This is a genomic window from Paenibacillus sp. FSL R7-0302 (assembly GCF_038006885.1).
Lineage (GTDB): Bacteria > Bacillota > Bacilli > Paenibacillales > Paenibacillaceae > Paenibacillus_AQ.
This window is the reverse complement of the sequence record NZ_JBBOWB010000005.1, coordinates 1-14,659: the sequence shown is the minus strand read 5'-3', so window position 1 is coordinate 14,659 and position 14,659 is coordinate 1. Positions and strand designations below refer to the sequence as shown.

Sequence of the window (14,659 nt, the reverse complement as noted above, 5' to 3'; positions counted from 1 at the left end):
CTATTAATCCCAATTTCTGTATTCGCTAGATTTATAAATATTTTTCTTGACAAACACGTTATATTGTGAATCTGTACCGTACACCTCTATTCGCTCCCGGATACCCCCTCCTGTCCATGATAATTAACCCTATAAACCTACCAGCCGCCAAACCTCCTAGGATCGATTTTAAGCCCCTTAACGATCTGACCCCTCCTTACCCCTTCCGACATACCCCCCAACCCGCAAAAAAGGCCCAGCGTCGCCATTTCCGGGGCGATCACTGGGCAAGGGTTAAAGCATCCAAGGTCGAGCAACTACTATGAATGACTCTACCACGAATGTGGCATTTTGAAACGGTACTTACGAGGGGGTTCTTGCGAGGGTTGACAAAATGAGGAAAATGTAATTGTGTCCGATGGCTGCATGAGTGTTCGCATTTTTATGCGCCGATTACCATCTATTAACAGTATGCACTATCCTGATTATCCTATCAGTGATTAATGCTATAAACCTCTATCGATTTTGCGGCGCTTGCCCGCTGGCTACCCGAATCAGATCGGCATGAGCACCGATTACTTTTCGCTCTCCGGCGGTCTTAGCGGCGGCATAAGCTGGTTGTAAATATTTAACAATAATTGCGTTAGCGCTTGCCTTGTCCATGGTGACCTCCTCCCCCTCCCTATCGAACCTATCCAGGTTAAAATCCTGAATGAGCTTGATTAGCTTGTCCGGGTATTTGGGGTCAGTGGCGTACCCACCCTGCCATATGGCGACCGCTGCGGCTTGGTAGGTCTTGGCGGTTAGTACCCCGTGATACCGCTTGGGGTTGTCCTTGGTCCCCGACAGGATCAGCCGGGAGTGGTCCGCAATAGAATCCCCCCAGCTCTTATACTTGCGGAATGCAGCATTGACCTTGATGGCCTTGCCCTTAACGTACTCCGTGGTCAGCATGACGATGCTTCCGGCGTTACCTGTCCCCTTGATCCCGAATAGGTTATTTGCCTTAACCGTCAAGCCGCTGCCACCGAATCCACTCTCCAGGCAAGCCTGGGCTATTGTGATCGAGGGGCGAACTCCCGTCTTTTTGTAGTCGGCTACGGCCAGGGGACCGAGGGTATCAACGAATGATTGATTAGACATTATACATGCCCTCCTTATAAACCTTTTGAATGTAAACTTCTTGGATATTGGTCTCGAAGTTTATGCGAAAATCGACACATTTTTCCGAAGCGTCATAGGTCATTTCTAGGTATCGCCCGGAAAATATTTGTGGATCGGACATGTCATCGGTACAAACGTAGGTTGCTACGTCTCTACGAGTATCCTCCGTGTCGGGGCTATAGTATTGATAGCTGACGATGACGGCTATTAGCTTATTGACATAATAAATACGATTCCACTGATAGCTTTCCAGGTTCCAGTAGTATCCTTCTTGCTGGAGAATTCGGGTCGGTTTTGAAGCTTTGGATTTCGGTGGAATGTATTGCACTTAGCTCACTCCTTTACAGCAAAAGGTTACGAGCTGACCATTAGCGTCACTGGCGAAATAGATTTGATTGACGTTGGATACATCGAAGACGAATACTGCACCAGGATCGAGAATCAGGAAGCATGTGGTAGGACTGTTTCCGAGTTTAACGGGATAGGTGTTTGTAGCTGGTGCTTGTACCATGACTTGTGTAGTGGCTTGGGAGGGCATTTGTTTGTAGGAGTTGACTCCGGTAACCCCTTGCATCACGGTGAAGGAAGCGGGCTGCATAAGCACAGCCAGGGGGCTACCCGCATCAGTCTTCACGGACTGAGCTGCCGCGAATTTAACGTTAAGCGGATTACCTGTATCATTTTTGACCTCTACCTCATTGCCCACCGTGACCGCTCCACTCACTGTCACCGCCTGAGCTGCCGCGAACATCACGGCCAGCGGGTTACCGACATCGTTTTTAACCTCCATCTCCCCGGACACGGTGACCGGGTGGGCGGCGCTATTGACCACATCGACCTTAAGCGCTCCATTTGCGGACAGCGCCTGGGGGAGCTGCGTGCTGCGGGCCAGCCCTACACTGTCCGCGCTGATCACCACGCTATCGGACGATCCGGGGTTACCGATCAGACCATTGATGTTAAGGTTCTCATCCGCGAAAATGACGGTTGCCTTAAACAGCGATCCGGCAGCCGTACCCGCCTTATAGATAAATGTGAAGTTAGGGCTTGCATCGATTGGCAGCGTGATCTGTGTGTAAAACTGACATTGGGCCAGCATAGACCGTACGGATGAATCCGTAGCGGTCCGGCTGTCCTGGTAAATCTCTATCGTGTTCGGGGTCGGGTTGATGATGGAAACGAATTTCATCCCGGAAGGGACGGAAACCTGTAGGCTCCCGACCAGCTCCGTCATGAGTAGGTCCGCATTGTATTTACGCATTACTTAACAATCCCTCCTGTGACCGTACTAACGGCCGTAGATTTTACCATCATGAAGATGGCGACAATGAGCACGGCAGCAACACCGATGATGATTACAATCCGTGAGCCCTGGCGAAGCAGCCCCGTGCCGATCGACTGGACCTTATCCCCAATCGCTTTGGATATCTCCTGGGCTTCGGTGGCTGGGGGGTTAAGGTTACCAAAGCGGTCATAGGCGTCCTGGGGGCTTTTGTCGCTGGGGTCCCCGAACGTATCCGTAATGACTGTAGCGGGTCCTTTGTTGCCGCCAAGCCCCATGGGCTTAAGGGCATCCTGTAGGGCTTGAGTGTCCACGACAATACCCGCCTTGTCATACTGGGTCAGGTTGTACGTTTTGATGATGCCCTGAACGTCCTGCTTGTAGGTATTGTCCGTACCGTATCCCGCCTTGGCGATTTCGGCCACCATGGCAAAGGGATCTGACTTGACGGCCATGGCTTTACTGTAGGTCTTGGATGAGCTGATCAGCTTACCGTAATCGTCAAACGATTCGGCAGCCGACCCGTACTTGCGAAAATTAGCGACAGTGACGTATGACGAGCCGTCCGGGCGCTCCTCTTTGGTGCTGGTCGTGAAGATGTCTCCCAGCCAGGACGCAAATGCCTTGATCCCGAAATAGTTATTGGCCTTGGTGGTCAGCCCGCTATCCCCGTTACGGGATTCGTACGCTGACTGTGCCAGAGTGACGCTGACAGGGATACCATACCTTGCCTGTATACGCTGGGCATCCGGCAGGTATTTTTTAAAAAACTCCTCGCGCTCCTTACTCATGGCTTGGTTACCCACTGCCCATTAACCAGTACCTTACCTTTAGCGGCTGCGGCGATCTGATCCATCCGGTTACGGTTGTAGTCGATGGCGGCCTGCTGCTCCGGTGTATTGTTGGTATTGACCTTGTCATAGTTGGCCCGCTGGGTCGCCATGTCGGTGGTCTGATACGTGTTACCGCTGGCCTCTGTGTAATAGGTTTGCACGTACCCGTTACTTTGGACAACCGTTGAGGGTCCAGTGACATAACCCTGGATGGATTGGCTGCTGCTGGATACCGGGTTGTTGCTGAATGACCCACCACCCCCGGATGAACGGGATGCCAGGGCATCCTGTACGGCACGATCAAGCGCCGTCTGACTCTGCTGCTGGTACTGGGTTAGGCGGTCGTTACTGAGCGCTAATTGGTTGTTAAGCTGGTTGAATTTGGTTTCATACGCGCTCGTCATTGCCCCGAGGGAGGAAGCCAATTTGTCGTTAAGCGAAGCGTAATTCTTGGTATTGTGATCCTGGATCGTAGTCAGCTGACCCGTAAAGGTGTCAAACATCTTGTCCGTGTACTCGGTCAACTGCTTGATGGTGGACCCGTACTGTCCGGCTTGGTCGGTCAGTGCCTTGTTGAGCTGGGTGGACTGAGATTCCATCGCCTTGGTGAACTGGCTGGACTGAGATTCCATCGCCGTGTTAAACCCGCTGGTCAGTGACTCAATGGCGCTCATTGTGCCTTTTTGCAGGCTCTCAAACTGCTTTTGCGTGGACGCTTGATCCTGCTGCGCATAGTCGGATATGGCGCTTTGTATGTCGGAGAGGGTCACGCCCGGTGTGCCTGATCCCCCGGAGCTACCCGGAGCAGGGCCGGGGTCAATCGGTCGTAAACCCGTACCCCCGCCGCCCCCGGAGCTTTTGGCCTGATAGATTCCCAGGACCGCGACCAGGGCGATTGCCCCGATGGTGATGTACTTGCGCTTGCCCTTAAAGAGTAGGGACATGTCGATTTTAGCCATGGCTTACACCCCCTCCATTTGCCCGATCGCATCCCCCAGGTAGCCGGAGCGACCAAAGTCTGTGGGGTGGATCGGGTTGCCCTGTCCGTTAACCGCCACATCATCTATGGAGAGGATGGGCTTTTGGACGGCTGGGACCGTATGCGCGAACTGGTAGGCTAAGGGGATGGGTTGAAGGTCCTCGGACACACCTATAGCGAGAGGGATGTCCGGGATGGACACCCCTCCAGCGGTAAGTGTGCGCAAGGCCATGAGCGATAGCATTTGCTGATAGCCTGTAAAGCGCCCCATGCTAATCACGCCCTTGCAGTGTCTTAATGCCAGCGGTGGAGTTTTTGCCGACCGCATTGATGATCGATACGGTCGCGCTGAAATTGCCTAAAAACAGATAGACAGCAATCAGGATACCGATCCCGGTGGCGATTGTTAAAATTGTTTTCATTTGCCGGAAAACCTCCCTGTGAGTTGAATTATTGAACTGCTGTTGAGCAGGGCCATAGAGAGAAGGACCAGCCATAAAAACATAGTGGTGGCCTTCTCCCCGACCGTCAGCGCCAAGAGCAGCACCATGATCAAAAAGGCGACAATAAAGCCTAATGACTGAGTAAAATTGGTGAGCTGCTGCATCATTTGATTAACCCCGTGATCACGTTGCTGATGTAGCCTTTGCCTGTGACCTCCCCGAGTATAATCCAGATGCAGCCTATGATGAGCAGGATGTAGAGTAAGCCCTGGACCATAGATACCGCCTCCTAACTACGCTTTTTAAAGCGGGTGATGAAATACCACAGCGCCAATATGATCAGCACCAGGATAATACCTTTATTCACGGCCCGGCCCCCCATCGTCTGTGGGGGTGCTGTCCGGCTTGTCCTTGGGCTTGGTGATGGCGGTCTTACCCGTCATACCAAACCAAAAACCGCCGACCAGGAGCAGCATGTTTTGCAGTGTGGTGTCATTGTGTCCGGTCAGCAGGGTCACGACATACCCCAGCAGGATCACCAGTGTAATGATCAAATGACTCACGATGGTTAGCACCTCAATTCGGATATTTTTCATTGCTCTATCACCCCCGCCCAAAGAGGACGAGCAGGGCGACTAAAGCGCCCAGCAGGGCCAGGATGCCGACTTTTTGCTTTTTATCGACTGATTTCGGAGCGGGGTCCTCAATGGATGCAAGCACTTGCTGCTCCTCCACATCAGGCACCGTGTCCTCGGTTTGATTGGGTCCGGTATACATCCCCGGATAGAGCGAGGACATCGGGTAAGCAATCTGACCCGTGCCCTGCGCTGCCATGGATACACTCATGGGTAAACCTCCTTTTTAGGTTGTGGCTACCGACTACGACCGCAGGCGGGACAGCATCTCATACACAACGGTGATCTGTCCGGCAGCCGGAGCATTAAACCGGAGCCAAAACTCGGTTAGCTTCTCGGTGTCGAAGTAGTCACGTGCGCCGCCAAGGTTGGAAATGCCCTGGTATGAGAAGTCAAACGCATAGACGCCCTGGGGCAGCGTGACGCCGAACTGCTCATGATTGATGGCCGCTAAATGGTTGGCCGGGAGACGATACGGGATGTCCGCTTGGTTCAGGACGATTTCAATATTCCCCGCCAGATCGGCGTCCGCTACGCCCTTGCCATTGGCATCAGTGACCAAAAAGATAATCTTACGGTAGGTGTAGCCGCGCGGAAGGGATACGTGCATTTGACCCGCGCCGGGAATCGCTTCACGGGAAGCCTGCACCAATTTGAGGACGGACACATCCGGGAAGGCTTCGGATAAGGATGGGATGGAGAACGACTCTACCAGGGGGACGATTTTGAGATTGGTCAGCGTCACGCCGTACCCGGTTGGGTTGTCCAGGATCACCTTGCCATCGTCCACAAAGTCCACTTTAACGGTGAGCGTGGTCTCCGGGTTTTGCGAGACGATCAGGCCGACCGGGTCACGGTCGTTGAGTGTGAGCGGGAGATCCACGACAAAGGATAGTTGATTGGTCGCGCCGCTGGCCGATGACGTCCGGCCCATAACGACCTTACCGCGCCCGGAATCCTGCCGCTGGAGCACCTGGGCATTGTCGCGGATCAGGGAGTGCATGTACAGTTCCTGGCCTGTGACGGTAAACGGGCTAAACCCGTTGTTGAGATCGACCGACACGCGCCGGATCAGGTTGTAAGGCGCGAACGGCTGCGGTACAAAGCTGGTAGCCGTGGCATGGGTTACCTTGAGGTCGCCCGTGATCATCATCCGGATACGGCTGGTTAATCGGACCTTGGGGACATCAAACTGTACAGAGTCGCCCAGGGCGGCTCCGCTGCCTGTAGACATGGGGGCGGTTTGCCAGTGCTGGCGGGTCATTTGGGCAAAATACGCATTTTTTTGCTGAGGGGTTAATTGTTGAGTAGCCATTATAGGAGTGGCTCCTTTCGGGGGTTGGGTTTATTTGGGGCGGGTCTTACACTTCGGCGGACACGGCTGCCAGGAATGGGATATTCCACTTGGCGGACAGCTTTTTGATGATGACGATCAGGATCATTGTGATCAGGACGTTGGCAAAGATGCCAATCCAAAAACGTGCGGAAAACATACGGGGATCACCTCCTCTCCAGGCGGCGCTTGGGGGGTTAAATATTTTGGACGAACTCTGAAATGCCCTTAACGGGGTGCTTGGTCAGAGCGACCTTAAGTACCACAATCATGATGATAAACAGGATGAACAGCGCGAAAATGTTGGCGAGTCCCATCCCAAATAGCTTTTGGTCCACAGCGATCACCTCCCTTCAGGCGGCGCGAGTACGCCCAGCATCGAGGACCGCCAGCCGGACCGAAAATACCAAAACTGATGGCCGTCTGGACGATTTAGCATTTGGGGGGAGCTGCATACCTCGGACATCTTTTTACGGTCGCCGGGCAGGGGCAGATCAAAGCAAAAGACATGTGTAGCCTGGGCAATACATTGCTGCGGGATTTCAGAGGGCCGCTGGGTGAGCTGCCAGAGTGCGACATCATAATAACGGCCACGGGTGAGGATAGCCTTGTAGCCTTTGAGGATTTTGTGCGGGGATGGTAGGACCTGCATCACTTCATCCGTCCAGACCGTGATATTTTTATGGGCATAGGCCCACTGGTAAAAAACATCGTAGTACTCATCTTGCAGCTCATCAAATACGGGGTTGTAGATGATATAGGGGGTGTCGTGATTGTCCATCAGGTCCTGCAGCTTGGTGACGACCGTCAGTTCTTTGGGGTGGACCTGCGGCCAGGGGGACCGTCCGGCCTTTAGCTCCGTCAGCGCTTCACCCTTGGTGTCCAGCTTGACCACCTTGGGGAACTGGGAGAGGTAGGCCGCAGCAAGCTGGGTCTTACCACAGCCTGTGGTACCAGGAATGATGACATGCTCTGAGGTCTTTATGCCAGGATGCACAAGGCCTCACTCTCCAAACAGGCCCGATTCAAGGGGGTTCGGACCGCCCTGGTCCACATACTCCACAAGCTGCTTAAAGTGGGCGACAATCTCGTCAATCTTGTCGTCGTCAAGCCGGGAACAAAAGCCCTGCAAGGTGCTGTTTGGTATCAACATACTGGCTGCTGGCGGCAGCAGCTCCTTGGTCTGCATGATCAGGGTGACCAGGCGCTCCTGCTTCGGGCTGGCTTGCTGGGGCTGGCTTGCTTGCTGGGGGGTTTCGGTGGGTTTGCTGAACGGGGTCCACATGGGTGATTGCTCCTTTTTTCGGGGGTTTAGGTTTGGCCATCTCAAACATAAGCTTAGGCACGACAATACCCACAACCGCGACCGTTAAGGCCATAAAGTCGGCATACGCGCCCGCTTTTTTCGTCAGGTCATACCGTGACATAATGCGGGTGATGGGGTCAGACAGGGCTTGGGCTTCCGCTTGTGACAGGGTCCAGTGCGGCCCCATCCGGGTAGCCAAGAGGTTAAAAATGACGGCCAGGAAGCTAGATAGCATGTCACTGGTGAGCTGGTTGTCATTGGCCTTGCTGGTGGTGGGTTTCTTCGTGGGTTTCTTCTTGGCCCCGGCTGGGGCGGTAGGTTGGGGGATTAAATCAGAAAGTCCCTTAGGCGGCGCTTGGGTGGGGGTGTCGGCTCCTCCGATGATTCGGATGTCTCCGATGCCGGGGGCTTGGGTTGGGGGATTGTCAGTGGATCGGGGTTGGCTGGGTCCTTGGGGTCCTGGCTTTTCGGCGTGTCCTTTGACAAGCTTGCCTGTAGCTGGTCCACCCGGTCCAATAATTTTGAAGCCCATGCGGGGGTGTCACCTCCATCGGCACCATCGTCTTTTTTATACAATGGGTGATTGTAGCGCCATTTCATACGCTTGTCCCTCCTTACGTGGTTTGCCCAGGCGGATGCTGGAGAGCTAAGGGGGGGGCTCTCTTACTCGTCCCGGCCTGGGGTAAGACGATCATATCAGACAGGTGTAAAAACTGGAAATGGGATGGGATCACCCATTCGCATATTTTATTTTTGTTTTACAGGTTGTCCCAATTGTGATAGTCTGAGGGTACAAGTCGCCCCCTATGGGGTGTGGATTGAAATGAACTAAAGCACACACAAAAAACCGCCAGGGCCTATGCCCGGCGGCTTTTTTGCGTTACTCCGGTTGCTTACGGTGACTGAGGTAATCGTCCAGCGTGTCCTTGATCCAGATTGATCCGCAGCGGAGCTGTACATCCGGCCCCGGAAACGCGCCAGGGGGAAACCCCCGGTCGCGCGAACGGTCTACATACTTGGCGACCTTCCGGGCGTCCCAGGGCTGCCCGGTGACTTCGTGCAGGTATTCGGCGGCTTCGGTCGTGCCGTAGATCGTTAGTACAAGGTCTTCGGGTTGTTCATGATTCATCGCATTCCCCTCCATAGGGCACACTCTCCTGATCTATATGAGTTTGTCGTATTCTCGTTTCCATTCGGCCTGAAGCTCATTAACCTCTTTATCGGACAGCCGTTCAAAATCCTCCAGCGACATCCCTTTCTGGAGGATCAGCCACTCGTAGAAAAAATACTCATCATTGGTCATGTCCATGACCCCCCCTTCTGATCCTCCGGTGGAGCCACGGCGAGTCCCAGCTCTACCAGCACGCCATCAATATTGGAGATTCTTCGCGTGATATCTCGCTGCGTTTGGCGTAAGCTCAACCACCGCTGCTCGTGCATGACTTCCTGCTGCCGGAGTATATCTTGGGTATGGTCTTCCGTCTGTTGTAGCTTGCTCATGATGTTCTTTTCAAGTTCTGCTAGTCTCTTCTTGCTTCCGAAAAAGAACAATGCTATCACCCTCTTAATTGATCTAGTAATGTACGAACGTCCAACCCATTATCATGCGCCCATATGTCCAGGTCTACCCCCCTGCGCCTAAAGTACTTGACCTTGGCGACCTTGGGCAAGCCAGCATATTCCCCGGCGTATCGCTCCCCGTCCGCTGGGACCTTGATATAGCCGTAGTGCAGGCACAGCGTACGGATCGGGTCCTCATTGACAGTCGCCGCCGTCTCCTTGCGGGCATCCTCCAAGACCTTCCGGGCCTGGGCTTCCTGATCGGCGGCGTAGTCCATCTTAAAGGGTTGTACAATCACCCCGTCTATAATGGACGCCTTGGTGTACTCCCGCTTCAAGGTTTTAATAATGACCTTGTTCTCGTAATGCTGGAAATCCCGCTTCCGAAACCGATCCGTAAACCCGCCCCATTGGGTCACCGCAAACCGTAGGTGCCCGGCGGCGTCAGGCTCCAGGGGTACGGCATTTTTGGGTATGCCCTTGATCTTGATTTCCTTCCAGTAGAGCTGCCAAGGCGTCACCGTGCGCGGGTACGCCGCGCGGGTGCGTCTCTTACCCCATCGCCAGGAACTGCCCACTCTGCGGCGCTGGGGGCGCGTCAGAGGGATGCTGCGGGGCTTGCGGGTCCATGCATGATGGCGATACTTGGCATGCTTCCGGTCGCCGTTTTCCAGCTCCCACACGCCCATGTAGTCCTTGCAGCCATTCAACCATAGAAAGCCAGCCTTTTCCCGCTTAAGCGCGCCCAGGCGCTTATTGTCCAGCATCCCGGCTGCTTCTAATAGCGCATTCCCGGCAGCATTGACAAAGACGCTGTCCGTGTCCGTGTAATAGACATTCGCCCTCCCGGCCGTCTCGATCACCTTCCATATCAGCATACGGGCGTACCCGGTGACATGGGCCGCGATCCCGGGGAAGGAGTTAAAGGCTTCCAGATCGTCTTCATCGGTATTGCGCATCCACACGCCGCCCCCAAAAACCTTCACCCATTCGTGACGCCCATTGGCAAACACGTGCTGCATGTCGATCACGGTGGGATCGGCTTCATCGGTCTTTTCCCAGGTCTCATTCTTCTGACCAAACTTGCCATACAGGTTGGTCAGGAACATTTTAAACAGGTGGGCGTGCACCTCATCATCAGCCGCGCTGGCTTCCAGGCGGGCCGTGTAAAAATAATCAACATACGATGCGAATATGGTGTCGCCCTCATACACACACACATTACGGACCTTACGGACCATCCCCCGCTCAAAGGCAACAATCAGCTCCGGTGTCGTCAGGGTGGTTTCAAAGGTGCTGACGGGAAAGATCAGACGGCTGCTCCGCTGATGGAATATATTTTGATCCCCGGTATCCAGGACGACATCACAGCAAATGAGGTAGTCGTCCATGATCATAGACAAGACCTTCTCCGGCGTTGACTCCCGCCAAAACGTGAGCAGCCGGGTGGGATATCGATGCGTAGCCATCACATGGGGGTACATGCTGTTAATGTCCAGGACAATAACCGGTTCCGGGATCTTACCCAGCCGGAAGCATTCATTGCGACCCCCGGCATACGCGCGCCGCTCAACCTCCAGGGCCTGCGGATTCGAGTGAATAAAGATCGATTCATCCTCTACAAAGCGGTGTCGGAAGGCGGTAAAGGCTTGTCCGGCCACGGTCAGGCCAAAAGGGCCCAGGTCTTCACGTTCGATAAATGCAATAAAACTGAGCATGGCGGTCTCCAGGATATCGACATCCCGGTGTACATACTCCAAGGCTTGCTCCCGATCGGCGGGGTCGCTCATGTCCACGATCTTACCATGCGGAAAATCCAGCTTCGGCAGCTTAAAGATTTCGCCCAGTGACGCCAGTGATTGACTGTAATAGTTCGTGCTGGAGAGGATCACCAGCTTTTTCCGGCGCGGGGTGGGTACCCTGATGCCCGTTTTCTTATCTAGCTGCATATAGAGATTCCCCTTGCTGTCGTGGGTGATCTCCTTGGTCAGCTTTAGGATAAACGGATTGGCATCCGAAAACCCGGTTACCTGATAGCCTAGCTGCACCAGCAAGTACACGCCCTGCGTCACCTGGATGTCGTACTTGGCGTTATGTGCAAATATCCAGGTCCGCTCATTGGACCGGGCATAGGCGTCAACGTCCGTCCAAAAACGCTCTAAAAATCCCTCCCCGTAGTAGTCAAGCTGCTTGCGGATGGGGTTTTTGTCCTTGCGTCTGTGGTAATAGGTGGCGCTGGCCAGATAAGGGACATGTGGTTTTTCAACCTTTTCACCGCGCGTTGCTCTTTGTATCTCTTGATCTGTGATGGCGATTTCCGTATAGGCTTCTGAGTCAAAAAAGATCATCCTCCTCGGAACTACTGACCGCTTGGTAGCCGTCAGCGTATGCGGCTCACGCATTCGATCCACCCCCGTTCAGCACTCGGTATTCGCGGAGTATCCGGGATATGGACCAATCCGGGTTCGCCTGCTTGCTCTTGGATTCAAACGCCTTAAACTTCGCAGACCGCTTCTGGGTGTCCACCACATACACGGTGCGTATGCTGTCCTCATAGACATAGATCGCAAGATAGTATTCGTTCTGATCCAGCTCCCCATTGTCGTAAGCGTCCAGCACCCGTTCCTTACGCTCCAGCTTGGTCAGCTTGACGTCACTGGCAATCCACATATACCGGGTCTCGTCCATCCCGGTACCGGAGACCAAACACTCATATTCCATCAAGTACATATAGCGTGATTTCAAAAAATACTGTCCCTCGGGGCTGTCGTCCAGCCCATAGGTCTTATATCGGGTCCGCTTGTTGTGGGCCTTGGCTGTACCACGGATGCCCCGGTAAATATCGGCTCCGCGCTCGGTACTCATTGTATGCCCGCGCTTACGCCACTCCTCCAGCGCCTGCCGCTGGGATAGGGCAGGATTCCGGCGCAGGAAGCGCTTGAAGGCTCCGGCCTGCTTGTTAAGCTCCCGCTGCTTGGCTGTAAGGGGTACATGTGGTTTAGGGGCTACAAACTTAGGCTTCGGGGCCTTGATTGGCTTGCCGGGCGTCAGCGGTTGTCCTAGCTTGGCGATAATCTCGGTAAGATTGGTTATTCCCTTGGCGACAGTCGGAGAGACGACAGCAATGTCCTGGACCAGCTCCGGCTTGCCTTCAAGGGTCTTCGTAATGCTCTTAGCTTCGGCAGCCGTAAACCCTGCCCGCCGGGCCGCCTGATAGCGTTCACGCTCTCTGGCCGCCTTGCGCTGCTTCTTCTCTAGCTGCTCCTGGCGCTTCTTCTCATCCAACCTGTCACCTACTCCCTGGCGCGGATAAAAAGCCCCCTACCAGTAGGGGAGGGGGCTTGTACATTCAGATGTGGTGATGGGTCTATTTCTTGGATGGGTTGGCGACCATGCGCAGGATGGTGGTATCAAAACCGTTCTTGGTCGCTTTCTTAACAGGGGTTACCGGGATGCCGGGTTTCCATGGGGCAGGACCAAACAGCCCAATGATGTTCTGTATGCTGCTAAGGATGCCCTTGCCTACTGCGGTGTAGGTTTCGCCATCTTCCGTAAACACAACCATACGGACGGCATCGACCAGCTCGCCAGTTTCTTCGGACAAGAATTGTATTGGTGACGCCACAAGATCAGTCAGGACCAGAGTTCGGTTGAGCTGGTCAACCAGTTTCCCGGTCGCTTCCGACATGGCGTTATAGATTTTGATTTTGGTTTCAGCCGTGCCATCGTCAGGGATGGAGCTGTAAAACTGGACGGTACGTCCTGTAAAGCTGTCGATGGTAGTGGAGATGTAGCCGCCTGCGGAATCATCGTTGATTACAACGGGGGATTGATCATTTACTGCTGGGAGATTTTGGTTATCTGACATGGTAGTGCCTCCTTGGAATATGTTTGTATGTTGAGGGGGAAGGGAGTCCCCCACGGCTCTAATGTCCAGTGCTACGCTCGTCCAAAAAATCTTGATAGTCAATGCTTGATACACGGTACTGCCTGCCCATCCGTATGGCTTTAAGCGACCCGGACCGGATATAGGACCGGATCGTTTCAACATCCATACGTAATCCTGTGGCTATCTCTTCAACGGTCAGGTAGGTAACGAGCAGGGGGTGCGTGTCGGTTGTTTTAGGCATGGGATAAACCTCCTTATAAGACCGGAAATAGGAACAGCCGTTCTCATTTTTGTTCCTATCTCGATCTTACTCTGTCCCTGTAAATCCGTCAAAAGTTGGTTAAACTATGGTAAAGTGGCGCTAAATCTGATAAACTGGTGTATAGGTAAAATATTCCTCCACATTATAAGCGGGTATTTTGGTGTATTGTGGTGTATAATGTAGAAAGATGTCGAAAATGTTCACAATTGGAGTTGTGACAATTTTGTGACGTTAAGCATTTTGTACGCTCTCAACGATTAAGGCACGGTATACTAGGTCCAAGAACCCTACTTCCACGTTCGCAGCGCGGGTAGGGTAATCAGCATCACACAGATTTTGAATGGCCTGCTGAATCTCATCAGGTAGAGCAGGGCGCATAATAGCAATAGACATATATTCACCTCCAATCCCGTATACTAGCGGTAACAAACGTTAACGATTCGGTACCGTTTGTTACCGCTTGTTACCAACTATAACCAATGTGTTTAGGCATTGCAACACTTTTTTTCAGGCTTGCTTTTTGCCCGGATACGTGGTTATTGTAGTAATTAACATTTTGTTAAACGGGGAGGGAATCAACCATGGCATCAGAACATATCCGCATCAACCGAGTGAAGGACCAGCTTGAACAGATCGTCCTGGACGCCGAAGAGGCCAAGCATTTCCGCGAATACTACGCCGCCCAAAATGACGACAAGAAGGTCGCTTACTGGGAAGCAAGATACGAGTATGCTACAGGCCTTTCTCTGAAAATGTCGCGGGCCTTTCAACTTACAACTTAACGAGCTTAATGATCGTAAGCCGTAACCCTCCAGGGTAGCCCTGGGGGGTTTTTTGTGTGGATCGGACCGGAGTGTGGGGGAGAAAGAAGAGGTCGTTTAGGACGAATTTTGGAGGGGATGGGGGGTATATTGGAGTTTGCACTTTTATACATATGGTTGGGTGGTAAAAACCCACAAGGAAGAGTGCATAAATGAAAATGCGAACAGTAAAT

At 53.3% G+C, this 14,659-nt stretch carries 24 protein-coding genes; 2 read left to right on the top strand and 22 right to left on the bottom strand.

Annotated elements, in window-relative coordinates; genetic code table 11:
• Positions 1–495: 495 nt before the first annotated feature.
• Genes MKY96_RS33855 through MKY96_RS33835 form a run of 5 tightly spaced genes read right to left on the bottom strand, consistent with a single transcriptional unit; the run spans position 496 to position 4,217 of the window.
• Entirely contained in the window at positions 496–1,122 is a 627-nt protein-coding gene (locus tag MKY96_RS33855; RefSeq protein WP_340947299.1) for a glycoside hydrolase family 73 protein, read from the bottom strand.
• A complete protein-coding gene (locus MKY96_RS33850; RefSeq protein ID WP_340947297.1) occupies positions 1,115–1,471 on the bottom strand; it encodes a hypothetical protein in 357 nt (118 codons plus the stop codon). Before MKY96_RS33850 ends, MKY96_RS33855 begins: the two co-directional genes overlap by 8 nt.
• Positions 1,472–2,404 carry a hypothetical protein gene (locus MKY96_RS33845; protein WP_340947295.1) on the bottom strand — a complete coding sequence of 311 codons (933 nt, stop codon included), beginning with the start codon at positions 2,402–2,404 and terminating at the stop codon, positions 1,472–1,474.
• Positions 2,404–3,216 (bottom strand): glycoside hydrolase family 73 protein, encoded by an 813-nt coding sequence (locus tag MKY96_RS33840; RefSeq protein WP_340947293.1) that lies wholly within the window; start codon positions 3,214–3,216, stop codon positions 2,404–2,406. The genes MKY96_RS33845 and MKY96_RS33840 overlap by 1 nt, the downstream gene beginning before the upstream one ends.
• Positions 3,213–4,217: a hypothetical protein gene (locus tag MKY96_RS33835; RefSeq protein WP_340947292.1), complete on the bottom strand. Its 1,005-nt coding sequence runs from the start codon at positions 4,215–4,217 to the stop codon at positions 3,213–3,215. The genes MKY96_RS33840 and MKY96_RS33835 overlap by 4 nt, the downstream gene beginning before the upstream one ends.
• An 18-nt stretch (positions 4,218–4,235) precedes the next feature.
• Between MKY96_RS33835 and MKY96_RS33830 the strand changes: the two genes are divergently transcribed.
• The gene (locus MKY96_RS33830) at positions 4,236–4,379 is read left to right on the top strand and encodes a hypothetical protein (protein WP_340947291.1); all 144 of its coding nucleotides are present in this window, start codon (positions 4,236–4,238) and stop codon (positions 4,377–4,379) included.
• A 130-nt stretch (positions 4,380–4,509) separates the two neighbouring features.
• Here MKY96_RS33830 and MKY96_RS33825 read toward each other — a convergent pair whose 3' ends face one another.
• From MKY96_RS33825 to MKY96_RS33745, 17 genes are all read right to left on the bottom strand, one after another.
• The gene (locus tag MKY96_RS33825; protein ID WP_340947288.1) at positions 4,510–4,659 is read right to left on the bottom strand and encodes a hypothetical protein; all 150 of its coding nucleotides are present in this window, start codon (positions 4,657–4,659) and stop codon (positions 4,510–4,512) included.
• A complete protein-coding gene (locus MKY96_RS33820; protein ID WP_340947287.1) occupies positions 4,656–4,847 on the bottom strand; it encodes a hypothetical protein in 192 nt (63 codons plus the stop codon). Before MKY96_RS33820 ends, MKY96_RS33825 begins: the two co-directional genes overlap by 4 nt.
• A 192-nt stretch (positions 4,848–5,039) precedes the next feature.
• Complete coding sequence (locus MKY96_RS33815; RefSeq protein ID WP_340947286.1) at positions 5,040–5,276, bottom strand: hypothetical protein; 237 nt, start codon at positions 5,274–5,276, stop codon at positions 5,040–5,042.
• A 7-nt stretch (positions 5,277–5,283) separates the two neighbouring features.
• Positions 5,284–5,526 carry a hypothetical protein gene (locus tag MKY96_RS33810; protein WP_340947285.1) on the bottom strand — a complete coding sequence of 81 codons (243 nt, stop codon included), beginning with the start codon at positions 5,524–5,526 and terminating at the stop codon, positions 5,284–5,286.
• A 33-nt stretch (positions 5,527–5,559) separates the two neighbouring features.
• Positions 5,560–6,630, bottom strand: a complete 1,071-nt coding sequence (locus MKY96_RS33805) for a cytoplasmic protein (RefSeq protein WP_340947284.1) — start codon at positions 6,628–6,630, stop codon at positions 5,560–5,562.
• A gap of 46 nt (positions 6,631–6,676) precedes the next feature.
• Positions 6,677–6,808: a hypothetical protein gene (locus tag MKY96_RS33800; RefSeq protein WP_340947282.1), complete on the bottom strand. Its 132-nt coding sequence runs from the start codon at positions 6,806–6,808 to the stop codon at positions 6,677–6,679.
• A gap of 37 nt (positions 6,809–6,845) precedes the next feature.
• Entirely contained in the window at positions 6,846–6,986 is a 141-nt protein-coding gene (locus MKY96_RS33795) for a hypothetical protein (RefSeq protein ID WP_340947280.1), read from the bottom strand.
• A 5-nt stretch (positions 6,987–6,991) separates the two neighbouring features.
• Positions 6,992–7,645, bottom strand: coding sequence for an ATP-binding protein (locus MKY96_RS33790; protein ID WP_340947276.1), 654 nt, complete (start codon positions 7,643–7,645; stop codon positions 6,992–6,994).
• A gap of 6 nt (positions 7,646–7,651) precedes the next feature.
• Positions 7,652–7,933, bottom strand: coding sequence for a hypothetical protein (locus tag MKY96_RS33785; protein WP_340947274.1), 282 nt, complete (start codon positions 7,931–7,933; stop codon positions 7,652–7,654).
• A 901-nt stretch (positions 7,934–8,834) separates the two neighbouring features.
• Positions 8,835–9,107 (bottom strand): hypothetical protein, encoded by a 273-nt coding sequence (locus MKY96_RS33780; RefSeq protein WP_340947272.1) that lies wholly within the window; start codon positions 9,105–9,107, stop codon positions 8,835–8,837.
• Between the two features lie 9 nt (positions 9,108–9,116).
• Positions 9,117–9,257: a hypothetical protein gene (locus MKY96_RS33775; RefSeq protein WP_340947271.1), complete on the bottom strand. Its 141-nt coding sequence runs from the start codon at positions 9,255–9,257 to the stop codon at positions 9,117–9,119.
• Positions 9,254–9,454, bottom strand: coding sequence for a hypothetical protein (locus MKY96_RS33770; protein ID WP_340947270.1), 201 nt, complete (start codon positions 9,452–9,454; stop codon positions 9,254–9,256). The genes MKY96_RS33775 and MKY96_RS33770 overlap by 4 nt, the downstream gene beginning before the upstream one ends.
• A gap of 56 nt (positions 9,455–9,510) precedes the next feature.
• A complete protein-coding gene (locus MKY96_RS33765; RefSeq protein WP_340947269.1) occupies positions 9,511–11,862 on the bottom strand; it encodes a DNA polymerase in 2,352 nt (783 codons plus the stop codon).
• Between the two features lie 46 nt (positions 11,863–11,908).
• A complete protein-coding gene (locus MKY96_RS33760) occupies positions 11,909–12,799 on the bottom strand; it encodes a hypothetical protein (protein ID WP_340947268.1) in 891 nt (296 codons plus the stop codon).
• Between the two features lie 82 nt (positions 12,800–12,881).
• Positions 12,882–13,382 carry a hypothetical protein gene (locus MKY96_RS33755; RefSeq protein WP_340947266.1) on the bottom strand — a complete coding sequence of 167 codons (501 nt, stop codon included), beginning with the start codon at positions 13,380–13,382 and terminating at the stop codon, positions 12,882–12,884.
• A 58-nt stretch (positions 13,383–13,440) separates the two neighbouring features.
• A complete protein-coding gene (locus MKY96_RS33750) occupies positions 13,441–13,644 on the bottom strand; it encodes a helix-turn-helix domain-containing protein (RefSeq protein WP_340947264.1) in 204 nt (67 codons plus the stop codon).
• A 252-nt stretch (positions 13,645–13,896) separates the two neighbouring features.
• Positions 13,897–14,058 carry a hypothetical protein gene (locus MKY96_RS33745; protein ID WP_340947263.1) on the bottom strand — a complete coding sequence of 54 codons (162 nt, stop codon included), beginning with the start codon at positions 14,056–14,058 and terminating at the stop codon, positions 13,897–13,899.
• A 188-nt stretch (positions 14,059–14,246) separates the two neighbouring features.
• On the opposite strand from MKY96_RS33745, the gene MKY96_RS33740 reads away from it, so the two are divergent.
• Positions 14,247–14,447 carry a hypothetical protein gene (locus MKY96_RS33740; protein ID WP_340947262.1) on the top strand — a complete coding sequence of 67 codons (201 nt, stop codon included), beginning with the start codon at positions 14,247–14,249 and terminating at the stop codon, positions 14,445–14,447.
• The last annotated feature ends 212 nt before the right edge of the window (positions 14,448–14,659 follow it).